At 72.6% G+C, this 15,795-nt stretch carries 16 protein-coding genes; 5 read left to right on the top strand and 11 right to left on the bottom strand.

Annotated elements, in window-relative coordinates:
* Positions 1–12: 12 nt before the first annotated feature.
* The 6 genes from C229_RS0120345 to C229_RS0120370 form a co-directional block, all read right to left on the bottom strand.
* On the bottom strand, positions 13–936 hold the full coding sequence (locus C229_RS0120345; protein ID WP_018656950.1) for an STM4015 family protein: 924 nt from the start codon (positions 934–936) through the stop codon (positions 13–15).
* Between the two features lie 49 nt (positions 937–985).
* A complete protein-coding gene (locus C229_RS0120350) occupies positions 986–1,906 on the bottom strand; it encodes an STM4015 family protein (protein ID WP_018656951.1) in 921 nt (306 codons plus the stop codon).
* Between the two features lie 54 nt (positions 1,907–1,960).
* Entirely contained in the window at positions 1,961–2,848 is an 888-nt protein-coding gene (locus C229_RS0120355) for an STM4015 family protein (protein WP_018656952.1), read from the bottom strand.
* Between the two features lie 88 nt (positions 2,849–2,936).
* Positions 2,937–3,743 carry a MetQ/NlpA family ABC transporter substrate-binding protein gene (locus C229_RS0120360; protein ID WP_018656953.1) on the bottom strand — a complete coding sequence of 269 codons (807 nt, stop codon included), beginning with the start codon at positions 3,741–3,743 and terminating at the stop codon, positions 2,937–2,939.
* 47 nt (positions 3,744–3,790) lie between these two features.
* The gene (locus C229_RS0120365) at positions 3,791–4,447 is read right to left on the bottom strand and encodes a methionine ABC transporter permease (RefSeq protein ID WP_018656954.1); all 657 of its coding nucleotides are present in this window, start codon (positions 4,445–4,447) and stop codon (positions 3,791–3,793) included.
* Positions 4,444–5,445: a methionine ABC transporter ATP-binding protein gene (locus C229_RS0120370; protein ID WP_018656955.1), complete on the bottom strand. Its 1,002-nt coding sequence runs from the start codon at positions 5,443–5,445 to the stop codon at positions 4,444–4,446. The genes C229_RS0120365 and C229_RS0120370 overlap by 4 nt, the downstream gene beginning before the upstream one ends.
* 562 nt (positions 5,446–6,007) lie before the next feature.
* Between C229_RS0120370 and C229_RS0120375 the strand changes: the two genes are divergently transcribed.
* From C229_RS0120375 to C229_RS0120385, 3 genes are all read left to right on the top strand, one after another.
* Positions 6,008–6,574: a hypothetical protein gene (locus tag C229_RS0120375; RefSeq protein WP_155884946.1), complete on the top strand. Its 567-nt coding sequence runs from the start codon at positions 6,008–6,010 to the stop codon at positions 6,572–6,574.
* 71 nt (positions 6,575–6,645) lie between these two features.
* On the top strand, positions 6,646–7,077 hold the full coding sequence (locus C229_RS0120380) for a hypothetical protein (RefSeq protein ID WP_018656957.1): 432 nt from the start codon (positions 6,646–6,648) through the stop codon (positions 7,075–7,077).
* Positions 7,074–7,355 (top strand): hypothetical protein, encoded by a 282-nt coding sequence (locus C229_RS0120385; protein WP_018656958.1) that lies wholly within the window; start codon positions 7,074–7,076, stop codon positions 7,353–7,355. Before C229_RS0120380 ends, C229_RS0120385 begins: the two co-directional genes overlap by 4 nt.
* Here the strand turns inward: C229_RS0120385 and C229_RS0120390 are convergent.
* The 4 genes from C229_RS0120390 to C229_RS0120405 all read right to left on the bottom strand — a co-directional run bounded on the left by C229_RS0120390 (position 7,352) and on the right by C229_RS0120405 (position 11,014).
* Entirely contained in the window at positions 7,352–7,957 is a 606-nt protein-coding gene (locus C229_RS0120390) for a response regulator transcription factor (protein WP_018656959.1), read from the bottom strand. The two genes, C229_RS0120385 and C229_RS0120390, sit on opposite strands and share 4 nt — an antisense overlap.
* Positions 7,954–9,048, bottom strand: coding sequence for a sensor histidine kinase (locus tag C229_RS0120395; protein WP_018656960.1), 1,095 nt, complete (start codon positions 9,046–9,048; stop codon positions 7,954–7,956). The genes C229_RS0120390 and C229_RS0120395 overlap by 4 nt, the downstream gene beginning before the upstream one ends.
* A gap of 76 nt (positions 9,049–9,124) precedes the next feature.
* Positions 9,125–9,766 carry an ATP-binding cassette domain-containing protein gene (locus tag C229_RS0120400; RefSeq protein WP_018656961.1) on the bottom strand — a complete coding sequence of 214 codons (642 nt, stop codon included), beginning with the start codon at positions 9,764–9,766 and terminating at the stop codon, positions 9,125–9,127.
* 84 nt (positions 9,767–9,850) lie between these two features.
* Entirely contained in the window at positions 9,851–11,014 is a 1,164-nt protein-coding gene (locus C229_RS0120405) for a lactate 2-monooxygenase (RefSeq protein ID WP_018656962.1), read from the bottom strand.
* A gap of 76 nt (positions 11,015–11,090) precedes the next feature.
* On the opposite strand from C229_RS0120405, the gene C229_RS0120410 reads away from it, so the two are divergent.
* Both C229_RS0120410 and C229_RS0120415 read left to right on the top strand, forming a co-directional pair.
* Entirely contained in the window at positions 11,091–13,589 is a 2,499-nt protein-coding gene (locus tag C229_RS0120410) for a DNA gyrase/topoisomerase IV subunit A (RefSeq protein ID WP_026313983.1), read from the top strand.
* A 174-nt stretch (positions 13,590–13,763) separates the two neighbouring features.
* The gene (locus C229_RS0120415; protein WP_026313984.1) at positions 13,764–14,333 is read left to right on the top strand and encodes a thioredoxin family protein; all 570 of its coding nucleotides are present in this window, start codon (positions 13,764–13,766) and stop codon (positions 14,331–14,333) included.
* Positions 14,334–14,401: 68 nt separating this feature from the next.
* On the opposite strand, the gene C229_RS0120420 is transcribed toward C229_RS0120415, so the two are convergent.
* Complete coding sequence (locus C229_RS0120420) at positions 14,402–15,766, bottom strand: APC family permease (protein ID WP_018656965.1); 1,365 nt, start codon at positions 15,764–15,766, stop codon at positions 14,402–14,404.
* Positions 15,767–15,795 lie beyond the last annotated feature (29 nt).

Consider the following 15,795-nt stretch of genomic DNA (forward strand, 5'->3'; position numbering starts at 1 on the left):
CTCCGGAGGACGTCATTCCGACACCGTGATGAAGCGCCATTCGTCCTCGGACGGCTGCTGGCTGGAGACGTCGGCGTTGGGCAGCTCACTCCGGACGCGCTGCATCATGGCGTCCTCCATGAAGTGGTGGTGCAGGTCGAGGACGCGCAGGTGGGTGAGCGGCTGGCCGGACAGCAGCGCCTCGGCGCCCTGGTCGCTCAGCGCGCCGAGTGCCAGGCTCAGCTCCTCCAGCCGCGCCACGATCGGCGCGCCCGCGACGGCGGCGGCGACCTCGTCCGCGATCTCGGCGTTCTCCAGCCCGAGGTGCTTGAGGGCGGGCAGCCGGTCACCGGCGAGGATCGGGGCCAGGTCGCCCACGGTGGCGTCGCCGCCGTAGTTGTCGGTGCCGAGCCACAGGTCCAGGTGCTCCAGGTTCGGCAGGTCGCTCGCGCCGACGGCCCGGACGATGTGGCCGGGCAGGCCGCCGTCCTCGAACCGCAGCGTGCGCAGCGACGGGGCCGAGAACGGTTCGAGCCGCAGCTCCTGCGAGCCGCGCAGGTCGAAACGTTCCAGCGCGGGGAACGCCGCGAAGAGCGGGGTGATGTCGTTGTGGTGAATCCAGGAGACCTCGGACTCCTCCATGACGAGGTCGCCGATGAACAGCGAGCGCAGGTTCGGGAACTCGGCGGCGGCCTTCAGGAGGAAGTAGACGGGGTGGTCGACCTTGCCCTCGTAGGGCTCGGCCCAGAAGCCGAAGATCAGCGTGGTGACCTGGGTGGTGTCCACCTGCTCCCGGAACCGGCGCCACACGTCGGTGATGGGGGTCTCGTCGTACTCGGTCCGCACCCGCCAGGCGCGTTCGCCCGCCGGGGGCAGCACCGCGTCCTGCGCCGTGGTGTTGGAGAACTCCTCCACGGGGAGCCCGGCGTACTCGGAGAGGTGCTGGTTGATCGTCATGGGTTAGGTCCTATCAGGCATGACTAACACATCAGATCGAAACGGCAGATCATTCTGCGACGGCGATAAAACGGCCGTCGCCCTGCCGCGTCTGACGGTCGGTCAGATCGACGTCCACGTCCGGCAGCGCCGCCCGGAGGCGCCGTTCCATCTCCTCGCCGACGAAGTGGTGGTGCAGGTCGAGCCGCGCCAGGTGGCCGAGCGGCTGCCCGGACAGCAGCGCCTCGACACCGTCGTCCGACAGGGTTCCGAGCGCGAGGCTGAGCGACTCCAGCCAGGCGACGCCGGGCGCGCTCGCGACGGCGGCGGCGATCTCGTCCTGAAGTTCGGAGTTCTCCAGGCCGAGGTGCTTCAGGGACGGGAAGCGGTCGCCCGCCAGGAGCGGGGCGAGGTCGTCCAGCGTGGTGTCGCCGCCGTAGTTGACGGTGCCGAGCCAGAAGGCCAGGTGCTCCAGGTTCGGCAGGTCGCTCGCCGCGACGGCGCCGACGATGTGCGCGGGCAGGCCGCCGTCCTCGAATCGCAGCGTGCGCAGCGACGCGGACGCGAACGGTTCGAGCCGCAGGCCCTGCGAGCCGCGCACGTCCAGCCGTTCCAGGCGCGGGAACGCCGTGAACAGGGGCGTGATGTCGGTGTGGGTGATCCAGGAGATCTCCTGTTCCTCCCCGACGATGTCACCGAGGAACAGCGAGCGCAGGTTCGGCAGCTCGGCGGCGGCGGCCGTGAGCAGCGGCACGACCGGCACGTACGCGGCGTCGTACGGCGAGCTCCAGTCGCCCAGGACCAGCGTCGTCACCCGCGCCAGATCGACGCGGGCGCGGAAGCTCTCCCACGCCCGCGTCAGTGGGATCTCGTCGTAGACCGCGGCCGCCACGCGCCAGGCGTGCCGGTCCGGCCGCTCGGCCGCCGCGCCGTCACCGACCTCGGCGATGGGGAGCCCGGCGTAGGACCCGAGGTGTTCCCAGTTCAGCATCAGCGTTTCCTTCCTCGTCGCGTCCGTCCTACCGGGTGCCTCCGACATCGCCGCTCACTCCCCGATCGCGATGAAGACCGGGTCGTCGGGGTCCTCCTGGCCGTCGAGGTCGGCGGCGGGGAGGGCGGCCGCGACACGCTCCATCGTCTCGTCGCTGAGGAAGTGGTGGCCGAGATCGAGCAGGCGCAGGTGCGTGAGCGGCTGCCCGGCCAGCAGCGCCTCGGCCCCGGCGTCGGTCAGCGTGCCGAGGGCCAGGCTCAGCGACTCCAGCCGCGCGACGACCGGCGCGGTGGCGAGGGCCGCCGCGATCTCGTCGGTGATCGTGGCGTTCTCTAGACCGAGGTGGGTCAGCCGGGGCAGCCGGTCCCCCGCGAGGACGGGCGCGAGGTCGTCCACGGTGGCGTCGCCGCCGTAGCCGCCGGTGCCGAACCACAGGTTCAGCGACTCCAGGTTCGGCAGGTCGCTCGCGCCGAGCGCCCGGACGACGTCGCCGGGCAGCCCCGCCGACTCGACGCGCAGGACGCGCAGCGAGGTGCTCGTGACCGGTTCGAGCGCCAGCCCGGCGGTGCCCCGGACGTCGAGCCGTTCCAGGCGCGGCAGTCCGGCGAGCACGGGGGTGATGTCGGTCTGGTCGATCCAGGCGATCGTCCGCTCCTCCTCGACGATCTCGCCGAGGAAGACCGCGCGCAGCTCCGGGAACGCGGCGGCGGCGTCGGCCAGCAGCGACGCGGGGTGCAGGTCGTCGCCGCAGGCGCCGAAGATCAGCGCGGTGACGGCGGCGGTGTCCGCCTCGGCGCGGAACCGGTCCCACAGCCGGGTGAGCGCGGCGGCGTCGGGCGCCCGCACGCGCCAGGCGCGCGACGCGGCGGGCGCGGACGTCCCCGCGGCGACGTCGGTGACGGGAAGCCCGGCGTAGGAGGTGAGATGCTCGAAGATCGACATCGGGCCGTCCTACCAGCCGCGACCGGCGGCGCGCAGCCGAACGGCCCCCGTTCCCGGTGCGGGAACGGAGGCCGTGCGGGGCGGAGCGTCAGGCCGGGAGGACCGAGCCCTGGTACTTGTCCTGGATGAACTTCTTCACCTCGGCGCTCTGGAGCAGTTCGACGAGCTTCTTGACCTGCGCGTCGCCCTCGCGCCCGGCCTTGACGACCAGGCCGTTGACGTAGGGGTTGCCCTCGGCCTTCTCGATCGCGATGGCGTCCTTGGCCGGGTTGAGCCGGGCCTCCAGCGCGTAGTTGCCGTTGATCACCGAGGCGTCCACGTCACCGAGCTGGCGGGGCAGCGAGGCGGCCTCGGTCGGGCGGAACCGGATGTTCTTCGGGTTTTCGGTGACGTCCTTGGCCGTCGCGGACTGGCCGACGCCGTCCTTCAGCGTGATCAGGCCGTTGTCGGCGAGCAGCTTCAGCGCGCGGCCCTCGTTGGACGGGTCGCTCGGCAGCGACACCGTCGCGCCGTTCTTCAGCTCGGCCAGGCTCTTGACCTTCTTGGAGTACACGCCGAGCGGCTCCAGGTGCACGCCCGCCACGAAGACCAGCTTCTGCCCGGTCTTCTGGTTCGACTCCTCCAGGTACGGCCGGTGCTGGAAGTAGTTCGCGTCGAGCTGGCCGTCGTTGAGGGCCGGGTTGAGCTGCTCGTACTCGCTGAACTCCTTCACCTCCAGCTTGATGCCGGCCTTCCCGGCGAGGTTGTCGCGGACGTGGTTGAGGACCTCGGCGTGCGGCACGGACGTGGCGCCCACGGTCAGCGTGTCGTCGGACGCGGCGTCCGAGCCGCCGCAGGCCGCCAGGCCGAACAGCAGACCGGCGGACGCGAGGGCGGCGGAGAACTTGCGAAGCACGAGGAGTGCCTTTCTCTTCAGTGGGTGAAGGGGTGGGATCAGGGGGCTCAGCGGTGGCTGAGACGGCGGGCGGTGACGTCGCCGAGGAGCTGGACGAGCGCCACGAGGAGCACCAGCAGCACCACGATGATCATCATCATCTCGGTCTCGAACCGCTGGTAGCCGTAGCGTTTGGCCAGGTCGCCGAGGCCGCCGCCGCCGATCGCACCGGCCATGGCCGAGTAGCCGATCAGCGCGATGACCGTGACGGTGAGACCCGCGACGATGCCCGGCCGGGCCTCGCGCAGCAGGACCTTGCCGACGATCTCCCGGCGCGAGGCGCCGAGCGCGAGGGCGGCGGCGACCGTGCCCGGCTCGACCTCGCGCAGCGACGTCTCGACGAGCCGCGCGTAGAACGGGATCGCCGCGACGGTCAGCGGCAGGATGGCGGCGCGGGTGCCGATGGACGTCCCGACGACGGCGGTCGTCACCGGGATCAGCGCCATCAGCAGGATGATGAACGGCACGGCGCGGCCGACGTTCACGACCAGGCCGACGGCCTTGTTCAGCGGCGCGAGCGGCAGCAGCCCGCCGCGCTCGGTGATCACCAGCAGGACGCCGAGCAGGATGCCGCCCAGCGCCGTGAACAGCGTGGACCAGCCGGTCATCTGGAGTGTTTCGAGGGTGCCCTGCCGCAGCAGCGGCGCCATCTCGTCCCAGGTCATGCCGGTGCCTCCTCGGCCTCGTGCACCTCGACGGTCAGCCCGGCGCCGCGCAGGTGCGCGAGCTGGGCGGTGTTGGCGGCGGGGCCGCCGGGCAGCTCGACGCGCAGCCGCCCGATGCGCGTGCCGCCGATGTCCTCGACGGCGCCGCCGAGGATGTTGACGTCGGTGGCGAAGTCGCGGGCGAGCGAGGACACGAAGGGGCGGTCGGCGCTGTCGCCCTCGAACGTGACGTCGGCGACGGTCGTGCCGGGACGCGGCCGGGGCGGCGGCAGCGGGAACAGGCCGCGCGCCAGCTCCGAACCGGGCCGCATCAGCAGTTCCCGGACGGGCCCGGACTCGGTGATCCGGCCGTCCCGCATGATCGCGGCCGAGTCGCAGATGCGCTTGACGACGTCCATCTCGTGCGTGATGAGCAGGATCGTCAGGCCGAGCCGCCGGTTCAGGTCGCGCAGCAGTTCCAGGATCGACGCGGTCGTCTCGGGGTCCAGCGCGGAGGTGGCCTCGTCGGACAGCAGCACATTGGGCCGTCCCGCGAGGGCGCGGGCGATGCCGACGCGCTGTTTCTGCCCGCCGGAGATCTGCGCCGGGTAGGCGGCGGCGTGCTCGGTGAGCCCGACGAGCCCGAGCAGTTCGCGGACCCGTTCGGCGCGCTCGGCGCGCGGGACGCCCATGACCTCCAGCGGGAACGCGACGTTCCCGGCGACCGTGCGGCTGGACAGCAGCCCGAAGTGCTGGTGGATCATCCCGATCCGCTGCCGCGCCTTGCGCAGCCGCCCGCCGGAGAGGGCGAGCAGGTCCTGGCCGTCGACGACGACGCGGCCCGCGTCGGGGCGTTCCAGCAGGTTGACGCAGCGCAGCAACGTGCTCTTGCCCGCTCCGCTCCGGCCGAGGACGCCGTGGACCTCGCCCGCGCGGACGGACAGGTCCACCGCGTCGACGGCCGTGACCTGCCGGCCGCGGTCGCGGTAGACCTTGCTGAGTTTTTCGATCTGAATCACAGGAAATATCCCGGCGTAGGCCGGCACCCGTCCCGGGCGACGGCGCGGTGGAACGCGTCGAGGATGCGGAGTGGAGCGGAGGCTAGGCCAGGCCCGGCGGATAGGGCAGGTGGCTCAGCAGGTGGTGTTCGAGATCCATGCGCGTGACGGCCTGTTCGAGACGGCGGGTCGCTCGCTTCGGGGCGCGAGCCGGAAGGCGGGGGCCCTCAGCGGTCACACATTCGGCACGCGGGGACGACGCGCAGGCCCGCGCACACCAGCGTCGCACCGGCCTCCTGGTGGAGGGAGCGGTGCGGCGGGCGCGGACGGGCGGCGGTCATGCCATGAGTAAACACGCTGGACGCAAATGACGTCAAATCCGGCACACCCCGCTGACCTGCGAGTATGAGCGACCTCACACGGGCGCACCACGCGAGATGTCGGGCCGGGGAACACGGGAGAACGCGCAGGAAACAACAAGTCGTCGCAATGCCGCAAAAGCTCTCGTTCCAGACCTTTAGAGTGTGCGCCGGTGGGCGATCCCGCCCGCCGCAACGTCCGGGTGAACACTGAGGTCGGGACCATGAACGATCACGAGGTCAACGAGGAGTGCCTGCGGCTCCTGCGCGACGGCGTGCCCCCCGCCGGCCAGGGCGGCGGCACCGTGCCGTTCCTCCCGCTGGCGCTCGACGTGGACGGCGACATCGCCGTCGTCACGGTGCTGACGGCCGATCCCGGGAACGTTCCCGGCGAGGCGTTCATCGACGGCTGGACCTTCCACCGCCGGGGCGGCGAGTGGATGGCGCTCGGCGGAGGCGGCGGCAGCGCGCCGGCCGAACCCCTCGCCCGGCGCTCGGCCGCCGAGCTGGGCGCGCACCTGCGGCGCTACGGCGGCGGGCGCACCGTCCGCAACGGCGACCGGCTGCTGCCGTGGGGCGCCAAGTACGTCAACCAGGTGCGGCTGCGGGCCGCCGCCGAGGTCGCGCGGGTGCGCGTCGGCCGCCGCGTGATCGACGTCCCCCCGCACGGGCACGTCGCCGTCGTGTGGCCGGACCGCCGGGTGCCGAACATCGAGGCGCTGGACGCGGGCGGCGCGATCCTGGACGTCCTGGACCTCGCCCCCCGCGTCGCGGTGACGCAGCCCGCCTGACCCCCGTCACGCAAAGTCACGATCATGAACGGAACGTGCTAGCTTCCTCTCCCATGGGAGGCGTACGCCACGTGAGCCTGCGACGGCGGCTCTCCGGCGACCCGTTCGCGACGGCCGTCGCCGGGAGCGCGATCGCGCTCGGCACCGTCGGGATGGTCATCGGCGAGCGCGTCAGCCAGGGGATGACCAACAGCCTCGCCGGGCAGGCCAACGCGGTCGCGCACGTGTGGGGTCTCATGCTCGCGGCCGGCGGCGTGCTCGTGCTCTGCGGGCACGACGCGCGCCGCTCCACGCTGGAGCTGCCGGGGCTGTACCTCGTCACCGGCGGCTACGCGTTCTACTGCACGACGGTCCTCACCGGCCTCGGCACGCACGGCCTCGCCGCCGGGCTGATGTCCGGCGCGCTCGCGGGCGGCTGCCTGCTCAAGGCCCGCGAGATCAGCGTCCGCGCCCGCGCCGTCCAGGCCGTCCCGCCGGTTCCGGTCGGCGGTGAGGTCCCGTGACGACGGCCGACGTCATCGTCTCGATCGCGCAGATCGCGGCGGGCGGCACGATCGTCCAGGCCGTCGTCGCGGTGCTGCGCCGCCGCAGCGAACTGCGCCAGCTCGACCGGCAGAGCGAGTCCCTCGCCGTGGAGACCGCCGACCGGCTCGTCGGGATGCTCCGCGCCGAGATGCTCGCCGCCCACGAGCAGATCGCCGCACTCCGCACCGAGCGCACCGCCCTGCTCCGCCAGATCGACGACCTCACCGCCCGGCCCGGCGTCTCGCAGAAGACCTAGAGCCAGCCGAGGTCGCGCGCCATCCGCGCCGCCGCGTGGCGGTTGTCGACGTCGAGCTTGGTGACGGCGGCCGACAGGTAGTTGCGGACGGTGCCCTCCGACAGCGAGAGCGCGCGGGCGATGCGGGAGATGGGCGCGCCGTCGGCGGCGGCGCGCAGCGTGTCCAGCTCGCGGGGCGTCAGCGGGCACTCCTCGGCGGCCAGCGCGTCGGCCGCGAGCTGCGGGTCGATGTAGCGGGCGCCGTCCGCGACCTGCCGGATCACCTGGGCGAGGCGGCGGCCCGGCGCGTCCTTGCCGAGGAAGCCGCGCACGCCCGCGGCCATGGCGCGGCGCAGGTTGCCGGGACGGCCGTGCGCCGTCACGATCACCAGCCGGCAGGACGGCAGGTCGCGGGCGAGCCGCTGCGCGGCGGCCAGGCCGTCCAGCCCCGGCATGTCGATGTCGAGCACCGCGATGTCCGGTTTGAGGGCGAGCGCGCGGTCGACCGCGTCATCGCCCCGGCCGACGTCCGCGACGACGTCGATGCCGTCCTCGGTCTCCAGCAGCAGGACCAGCGCCTCCCGGATGAGCAGGTGGTCGTCGGCCAGCAGGACCCGGATCATGACGCTCCCTTCGGAACCGACGCGGCGACGCGGAACGTTCCGTCGCCCACCGGCCCGGCGATGAACTCCCCGCCCGCCGCGGCGATCCGCTCGGCCAGGCCGGACAGCCCGCTGCCCCCGGCGTGCGGGCGGCGGCCCGCCCCGTCGTTGGTGATCTCCACCCAGACCTGGGCGTCGTCCGCCCAGACCGTGATCAGGCACCAGGTGGCGGCGGCGTGCCGCAGCACGTTGGTGGTGGCCTCCCGCGCGACCCAGCCGAGCGGTTCGTGCACGTGCTCGGGCAGGTCGGCGCCGACCTCGGGACGGTCGGTGCGGATGCCGGCCGCGCGCAGCACCGCCGTCATGCCGTCCAGTTCGGTGCGCAGCGACGTGCGGCGGTGGCCGCGCACGACCTCGCGGACGTCGCGGACCGCGTCCCGCGCCATCGTCTGGATCTCCGCCAGCTCCTTGCGGACGCGTCCCGGGTCGCGTTCCAGGTACCGTTCGGCGACCTCGGCGCGCAGCGCGACGGCCTGGAGGCTGTGGCCGAGGACGTCGTGCAGGTCACGGGCGAACCGCATCCGTTCCTCCCCCACCGCCGACCGGGCCAGCTCCGCGCGCGCCTCCTCCAGTTCACGCACCACGTGAAAGAACCAGACCGTGACATAGCCGGAGAACGTCATGAAGGGGATCGCGACGAACGTGTAGAGCAGCGTCTGCGGCGGCTGCCCCAGCAGCGCCCCGTACAGCGGCGCCGCGAGCGCCACGGCCCCGGCCGTCACCGTCGACTCGCGTACCGGGAGCACCACCGCGAACAGCCCGGCGGGCGCCAGCAGCGCGTTGCCCCAGCCCTGGTCGGCGCCGAACAGCGCGGGCAGCGACCAGCACAGGACGGTCAGCGCCAGCAGCCCCAGCCGGTGCGAGCGCGCGGTGCGGCGCATGAGGTTCTGCCAGAACAGCCGCCCGTACAGCGCGAAGATCGCGCCCAGGAACGCGGTGGCCGCCAGGACCCGGCCCGGATCGGCCCGCTCGAACACCTCGTACCAGTAGGCGGGCAGCAGCAGCCCGGCCATCGCGACCAGCGCCATCGCCACGATGATCGCGGCGATCACGGGGGGACGGGGAATCCTGAGCTGCACCTGCCCGCCTTCGCTGAAACTCGGGGGACATCTCAGCGTATGTCACAGATCACGCCGCGCGGAGCCCCTGGAGTTCGCCGGTCAGCCGCCCGTCGCGCAGCTCGCCGTGCCGGTCGGCGCGGGTCGCCTCGGCGGCGTCCCGCACGGTGAGCAGCACGGTCACGCCGTGCCCGGCGACGAACCGCAGCACCGACCAGACGCGGTCGGCGTCGCCGGGGGCGAGCCCGGCGGTCGGCTCCTCCAGGAACAGCACGTCCGAGCGGCCGACGAGCGCCAGCGCCAGGTCGAGCAGCCGCCGCTGCACGGCGGTCAGCCGCTCGAACGGGACGTCGGCGGCGGCGGCGAGCCCGGTCAGCCGCAGCGCCTCGTCCCGGGTGAGCGGGTCGAGCGTCCAGCGCCGCCAGGTGTCGACCACCTCGGCGACGGTGAGCCCCGGGAACAGGCCGCCCTCGCGCCACACCGCGCCCGCCCGGACCGCGTCGCGGTGGTCGTACGGGTCGGTGCCGCCGACGCGGACCGTTCCGGCGGCGGCGCGCCGCACGCCCGCGGCGGTCTCCAGCACCGCCGAGGCCCCCGGCCCCGACAGCGCACCGATCTCCCCGGCGCCGACGACGAACGAGACACCGCAGACGGTGTCGTTCGCGCCGACCCCCACGTACAGGCCGTCAACTTCGATGTCGGTTCGCCTCATGCCTCTATCGTTCCCAGCCCACGCCGGGACGCGCAGTCAGGAACGTCAGGAAGCCCCCATGACATTTGTCAGTGCCGGGCCCGGCTAGCCGCGGACGAGGGTGTCCAGGCTCAGTTCGGACGGCCGGGTGAGCCCGGCGAGCGCGAGGCTCAGCTCCAGGTCGGCCATGAGGCACCGCAGCACGTGCCGGACGCCCGCCTCGCCGCCCAGCGCGAGCCCGTAGGCGTAGGGGCGGCCGACGAGCACAGCCTTCGCGCCGAGCGCGAGCGCCTTGGCGATGTCCGAGCCCGTGCGGACGCCGCTGTCGAACAGGACGGTGAGCTGCGAACCGGCCGCGTCCGCCACGGCCGGCAGCGCGTCCAGCGACGCGACGGCGCCGTCCACCTGGCGTCCGCCGTGGTTGGAGACGATCACCGCGTCCATGCCGGTGTCCACGGCGCGGCGGGCGTCGTCGGGGTGCTGGATGCCCTTCAGCGCGATCGGCCCGTCCCAGTGCTCGCGCAGGAACGCCAGGTCGTCCCACGTCAGCGACGGGTTCCCGAAGCCGGCGGCCCAGTGCAGGATCGCCGTGTCGCGGTTCTCCGCCGTGACCGGGCCGCCGACGGCCCGCTGGAACACCGGGTCGCTGAAGTAGTTCGCCACGCCGACGCCGCGCAGGAACGGCAGGTACGCCTGGTCGAGGTCGCGGGGCCGCCACGCGAGCGTGAACGTGTCGAGCGTGACGACCAGCGCCGTGTACCCGGCGGCCTTCGCGCGCTCCAGGAAGCTCACCGCCAGGTCACGGTCCTTGGGCCAGTAGAGCTGGAACCAGCGCGACCCGTCGCCGTTCGCCGCGGCGACCTCCTCCAGGGTGTACGACGCGGCGGTGCTCAGGATCGTCGTCAGCCCGGTCGCGGCGGCGGCGCGGGCCGTGGCCAGCTCCCCGTCCGGGTGGAAGATCGACTGGACGCCGATCGGCGCGAGCAGCACCGGCGCCGGTAGCCGCTGCCCCAGGACCTCGACCGACAGGTCGCGGTCGGCCACGTCGCGCAGCATCCGCGGCACGATCCGCCAGCGGTCGAACGCCTCCCGGTTGAACCGCGCGGTCGCGCCGCTGCCCGCCGCGCCCGCCACGTAGCCGAACGCCTGCGCCGACAGCACCGCCTCGGCGCGCTCCTCCAGCCGGGTGAGGTCCGTGGGCCACACGGGCAGCACGTCGCCGAGCCCGCTCAGATAGATCTCGTTCTGGAAATCGGCCAGTGGGCTCACGGAACTCCTCCTCGCAGCGGCGCGCCGGACCCCGGTCCGTGCGCATCTGTCACCGGGACCGGCCACAATGTCACACATGGCACGACGCGGATCTCCAGCCCCTCCCCCGCCGCCCGACTTCGAAGAGAACATCGTCGATGTCGATGTCTCCGAAGAGATGCGCGGCTCCTTCCTTGAGTACGCCTATTCGGTCATCTACCAGCGGGCGCTCCCCGACGCCCGCGACGGCATGAAGCCCGTTCAGCGCCGGATTCTGTACTCGATGAACGAGATGGGGCTGCGCCCCGACCGCGGGCACGTCAAGTGCGCCCGCGTCGTCGGCGAGGTCATGGGCAAGCTGCATCCGCACGGCGACAGCGCCATCTACGACGCGATGGTCCGGCTCGCGCAGCCGTGGTCGATGCGCATGCCGCTCGTGGACGGGCACGGCAACTTCGGTTCGCTCGGCGGCGACGACATGCCCGCCGCCATGCGGTACACCGAGGCGCGGCTGTCCCGCGAGGCCATGCTGATGGTCGAGTCGATCGACGAGGAGACCGTCGACTTCCGGCCCAACTACGACGGCCAGGAGCAGGAGCCCGAGGTCCTGCCGGCGGCGTTCCCGAACCTGCTGGTCAACGGCGCGTCCGGCATCGCGGTCGGCATGGCGACGAACATGGCGCCGCACAACCTCGGCGAGGTCGTGGCGGCGGCGCGGCACCTGATCCAGCACCCCGACGCCACCCTGGACGACCTGATGCGGTTCGTCCCCGGCCCCGACCTGCCGACCGGCGGGCGCATCGCCGGGCTGGACGGCATCCGCGACGCCTACGCCAACGGGCGCGGCACGTTCCGCACCCGCGCCACCATCAAGATCGAGAACGTGACGCCGCGCCGCAAGGGCATCGTCGTCACCGAGCTGCCGTACGCGGTCGGCCCGGAACGCGTCAAGGCCAAGATCAAGGAACTGGTCAACGCCAAGAAGATCAACGGGATCGCGGACCTGAAGGACCTCACCGACCGCAAGGTCGGCCTGCGGCTCGTCATCGAGATCAAGAACGGCTTCCACCCGGAGGCGGTGCTGGCCGATCTCTACCGGCTGACGCCGATGGAGGAGACGTTCGGCATCAACAACGTGGCGCTGGTCGACGGCCAGCCCCGCACCCTCGGCCTGCGCGACCTGCTCCAGGTCTACGTCGACCACCGCATCTCCGTCGTCCGGCGCCGCTCGCAGTACCGCCGCCGCAAGCGCGAGGAGCGTCTGCACCTGGTGGACGGCCTGCTCGTCGCGCTACTCAACATCGACGAGGTCATCCAGGTCATCCGGCAGAGCGACGACTCCGGGCAGGCCCGGCAGCGGCTCATGCAGATCTTCGAGCTGTCGGAGATCCAGGCCCAGTACATCCTCGACACGCCGCTGCGCCGGCTGACCCGCTTCGACCGGCTGGAGCTGGAGAAGGAGCAGGAGCAGCTCCGCAAGGAGATCGCGAAGCTGACCGCCATCCTGGAGTCGGAGACCAAGCTGCGCAAGGTCGTCTCCGACGAGCTGGGCAAGGTCGCCGAGCAGTTCGCGACGCCGCGCCGCACCGTGCTGCTGGAGTCGTCCGGTGAGTCCCGCATCGCGGACGTGCCGCTGGAGGTCGCCGACGACCCGACGCTCGTGCTGCTGTCCGCGACGGGGCTGCTGGCCCGTACGCAGGACGCGTCGCCGCTGGCCGCCGAGGGCGGGCGCTCCTCGCACGACGTGCTGCTCGGGGTCGTCCCGGCGACGGCGCGCGGCGAGGTCGGCGTCGTGACGAACCTCGGGCGGCTGCTGCGGATCGAGGTGATCGACCTGCCCCTGCTGCCGCCGTCGGCCGCGCCGCCGTCGCTGGCGGGCGGCGCCCCGTTCGGGGAGTTCGTGTCACTGGGCGACGACGAACGCGTCGTCGGGCTCGCGGCGATGAGCGAGACCGGGGGCGGGCTCGCGCTCGGCACCCGGCAAGGCGTGGTGAAACGGGTCGTGCCCGACTTCCCGAACAACCGGGACGAGTTCGAGGTGATCACCCTCAAGGACGGTGACGAGGTCGTCGGCGCCGTCCACCTGCCGCGCGAGGAAGCGCACCTGGTCTTCATCACCTCCGACGCGCAGTTGCTGCACTACGCGGCGTCCAACGTCCGGCCGCAGGGCCGCGCGGCGGGCGGCATGGCGGGCGTCAAGCTCGGCGCCGACGCGCGCGTGCTCTGGTTCGGCACCGTCGATCCGGAGCGTCCGTCCCGGGTGGTGACGGTGGCGGGCTCGGCGTCGGCGCTGCCGGGCACGCAGGGCGGCGCCATCAAGATCTCCGACTTCTCCGAGTTCCCCGCCAAGGGCCGCGCGACCGGCGGCGTCCGCGCCCACCGCTTCCTGAAGGGCGAGGACGCCCTGATCTTCACCTGGGCGGGCCCGGCACCCCTGCGCGGCGCCACCTCGGCGGGCAAACCGGTCCCCCTCGACCATCCCCTGGGCCGCCGCGACGGCTCCGGCGAACCCCTGGACGAACCCCTGGGCGCCGTCGGCGGCCCCATCGGATCGGCCGCCGCTCCGGCGACGGAGGAACCACCGGCGGTGGACTGAGCCCGGCCCGCTCGGCGGGGCGTGCGAAGTCGGTGATCGGTGTGCGTCGTCGCGCGTTCCTGGAGCGGTCGCAGGGGGTGAGGGGACGGGTGGGCGCGGTCCAGTTCGGCGGTTTCGGCGGCGACCGGTGGAGGACGGTGATGGCGGACGTGCCGCATGGGCGAGAATCGCAGCATGGCGATCAACTCGTTCATGGTTCCGCTCGGCACGCCCGCCCCCGCCTTCGCGCTGCCCCGCGCCGATGACGGGGGCACCGTCCGGCTGGCGGACGCGTCCGGCGCGCCCGCGCTGCTGGTGATCTTCCTGTCGAACCACTGCCCGTACGTGCGGCGCATCGAGACGGCGGTGGGCGCCGTGGCGGCCGAGTACGCCGAGCGCGGCGTCGTCACGGTCGGCATCGGCAGCAACGACATCGACCGGTATCCCGACGACGACGCCGAACACCTCGTCGAGCAGGCCAAGCGCGCGGGGTTCGCGTTCCCCTACGTCATGGACCCGACGCAGGAGGTCGCGCACGCCTACCGCGCCGCGTGCACTCCGGACTTCTTCCTCTACGACGCCGGACTCCGCCTCGCCTACCGGGGCGAGTTCGACGCCGCGCGCCCCAAGAACGAGCTCCCGTCGGACGGCGCGTCGCTCCGCGCCGCACTGGACCTGGTCCTGGCCGGGAAGACGGTCCCCGAGCCCCACACGCCGAGCCTCGGCTGCGGCATCAAGTGGCGCCCGGGCAACGAACCGGCCTGACGAATGCGCGGCGGGCGGCCTCCCGGGGCCGCCCGCCGCACGTCACATAGAAATGTGGCCGGCGGCGGTCAGCCCTTGTCGATGCCCTCGAACTGCCGGCCGCGCGGCCTGCGCCCGGTGATCGCGCGGTTGACGAACCACAGGACGACGCCGACGCCGAGCAGGACGAGCGCGCGCACATAGACGTCGGCCTCGCGCCCGGTGATCGGCAGCGTCAGGAACGCGCAGCTCACCGCGCCGAGCACCGGCATCCACGTCGGGGCGCGGAAGTGCCGGTGCGGGACGCTGTCGCGGCGCAGCACGAGCACGCACACGTTGACCAGCGCGAACACCGCGAGCAGGAGCAGGACGGTGGTGTCGGCGAGGCCGCCGACGTCGCCGGTGCACACCAGCGCGACGGCGATCAGCACGGTGCACAGGATCGCGACCCACGGCGTCGCCCGCCCGGCGTGCACCTTGGCGAACACCGGCGGCACGATGCCCTCGCGCGCCATCCCGTACACCAGCCGCGACGCCATGATCATGTTGATGAGCGCGGTGTTGCCGACGGCGAGCAGCGCGATGAGCGCGAACAGCTTGGGCGGGAAGTCGAAGCCCGCGACGCGCACGACCTCCAGCAGCGGCCCGGTGGACGCCTCCAGCGTCGCGGTGTCCACCAGCATCGTCGCGGTGAACGCGACGGCGACGTAGATGACGACGGTGACGGCGAGGCCGCTGAACAGCGCGAACGGGAAGTCGCGCGAGGGGTTCTTGGTCTCCTCCGCGAGGTTGACCGAGTCTTCGAAGCCGAGCAGTGCGTAGAAGGCGAGGGCGCTGCCGCCGAGGACGCCGAGGAACACCCCGTTCTCGGGGTGGAACTCCAGCGCCCGCCCCGGGTCGCCGTCGCCGGAGACGAGCGCGAAGAACCCGATGACGATGATGATGATCAGCCCGGACGCCTCGATGATCGTCAGCACGACGTTGACCTTCACCGACTCGGAGATCCCGGCGAAGTTCACCGCCGTCACGAGCGCGAGGAAGACCAGCGCGCCGACCAGCGTCGGCAGCGACACGAACTCGCCCAGGTAGTCGCCGCCGAAGGCCCGCGCCGCCGCGCTCGCCGAGGTGATGCCGCTCATCATGACGGCGAACGCGACGATGAACGTGAGGAACGGCAGGCCGAACGCCCGGTTGGTGTAGAGGGCGGCGCCCGCGGCGCGCGGGTACTTGCCGACGAGTTCGGCGTAGGCCGTCGCCGTCAGCGCGGCCAGGACGAACGCGACGAGGAACGGCACCCATATGGCGCCGCCGACCTCCCCGGCGACCTGGCCGACGAGCGCGTAGATCCCGGCACCGAGGATGTCCCCGATGATGAACAGCATCAGGACCTTGCGCCCGATGACCTTCCGCAGGCCGCCCTCGGGCGGCAGATCGTCGGTGGTGACCTCGCTCATGCGCCGCTCCTCACGCTCCTCGGTTGCCC

This window comes from Actinomadura flavalba DSM 45200 (assembly GCF_000374305.1).
Classification (GTDB): domain Bacteria; phylum Actinomycetota; class Actinomycetes; order Streptosporangiales; family Streptosporangiaceae; genus Spirillospora; species Spirillospora flavalba.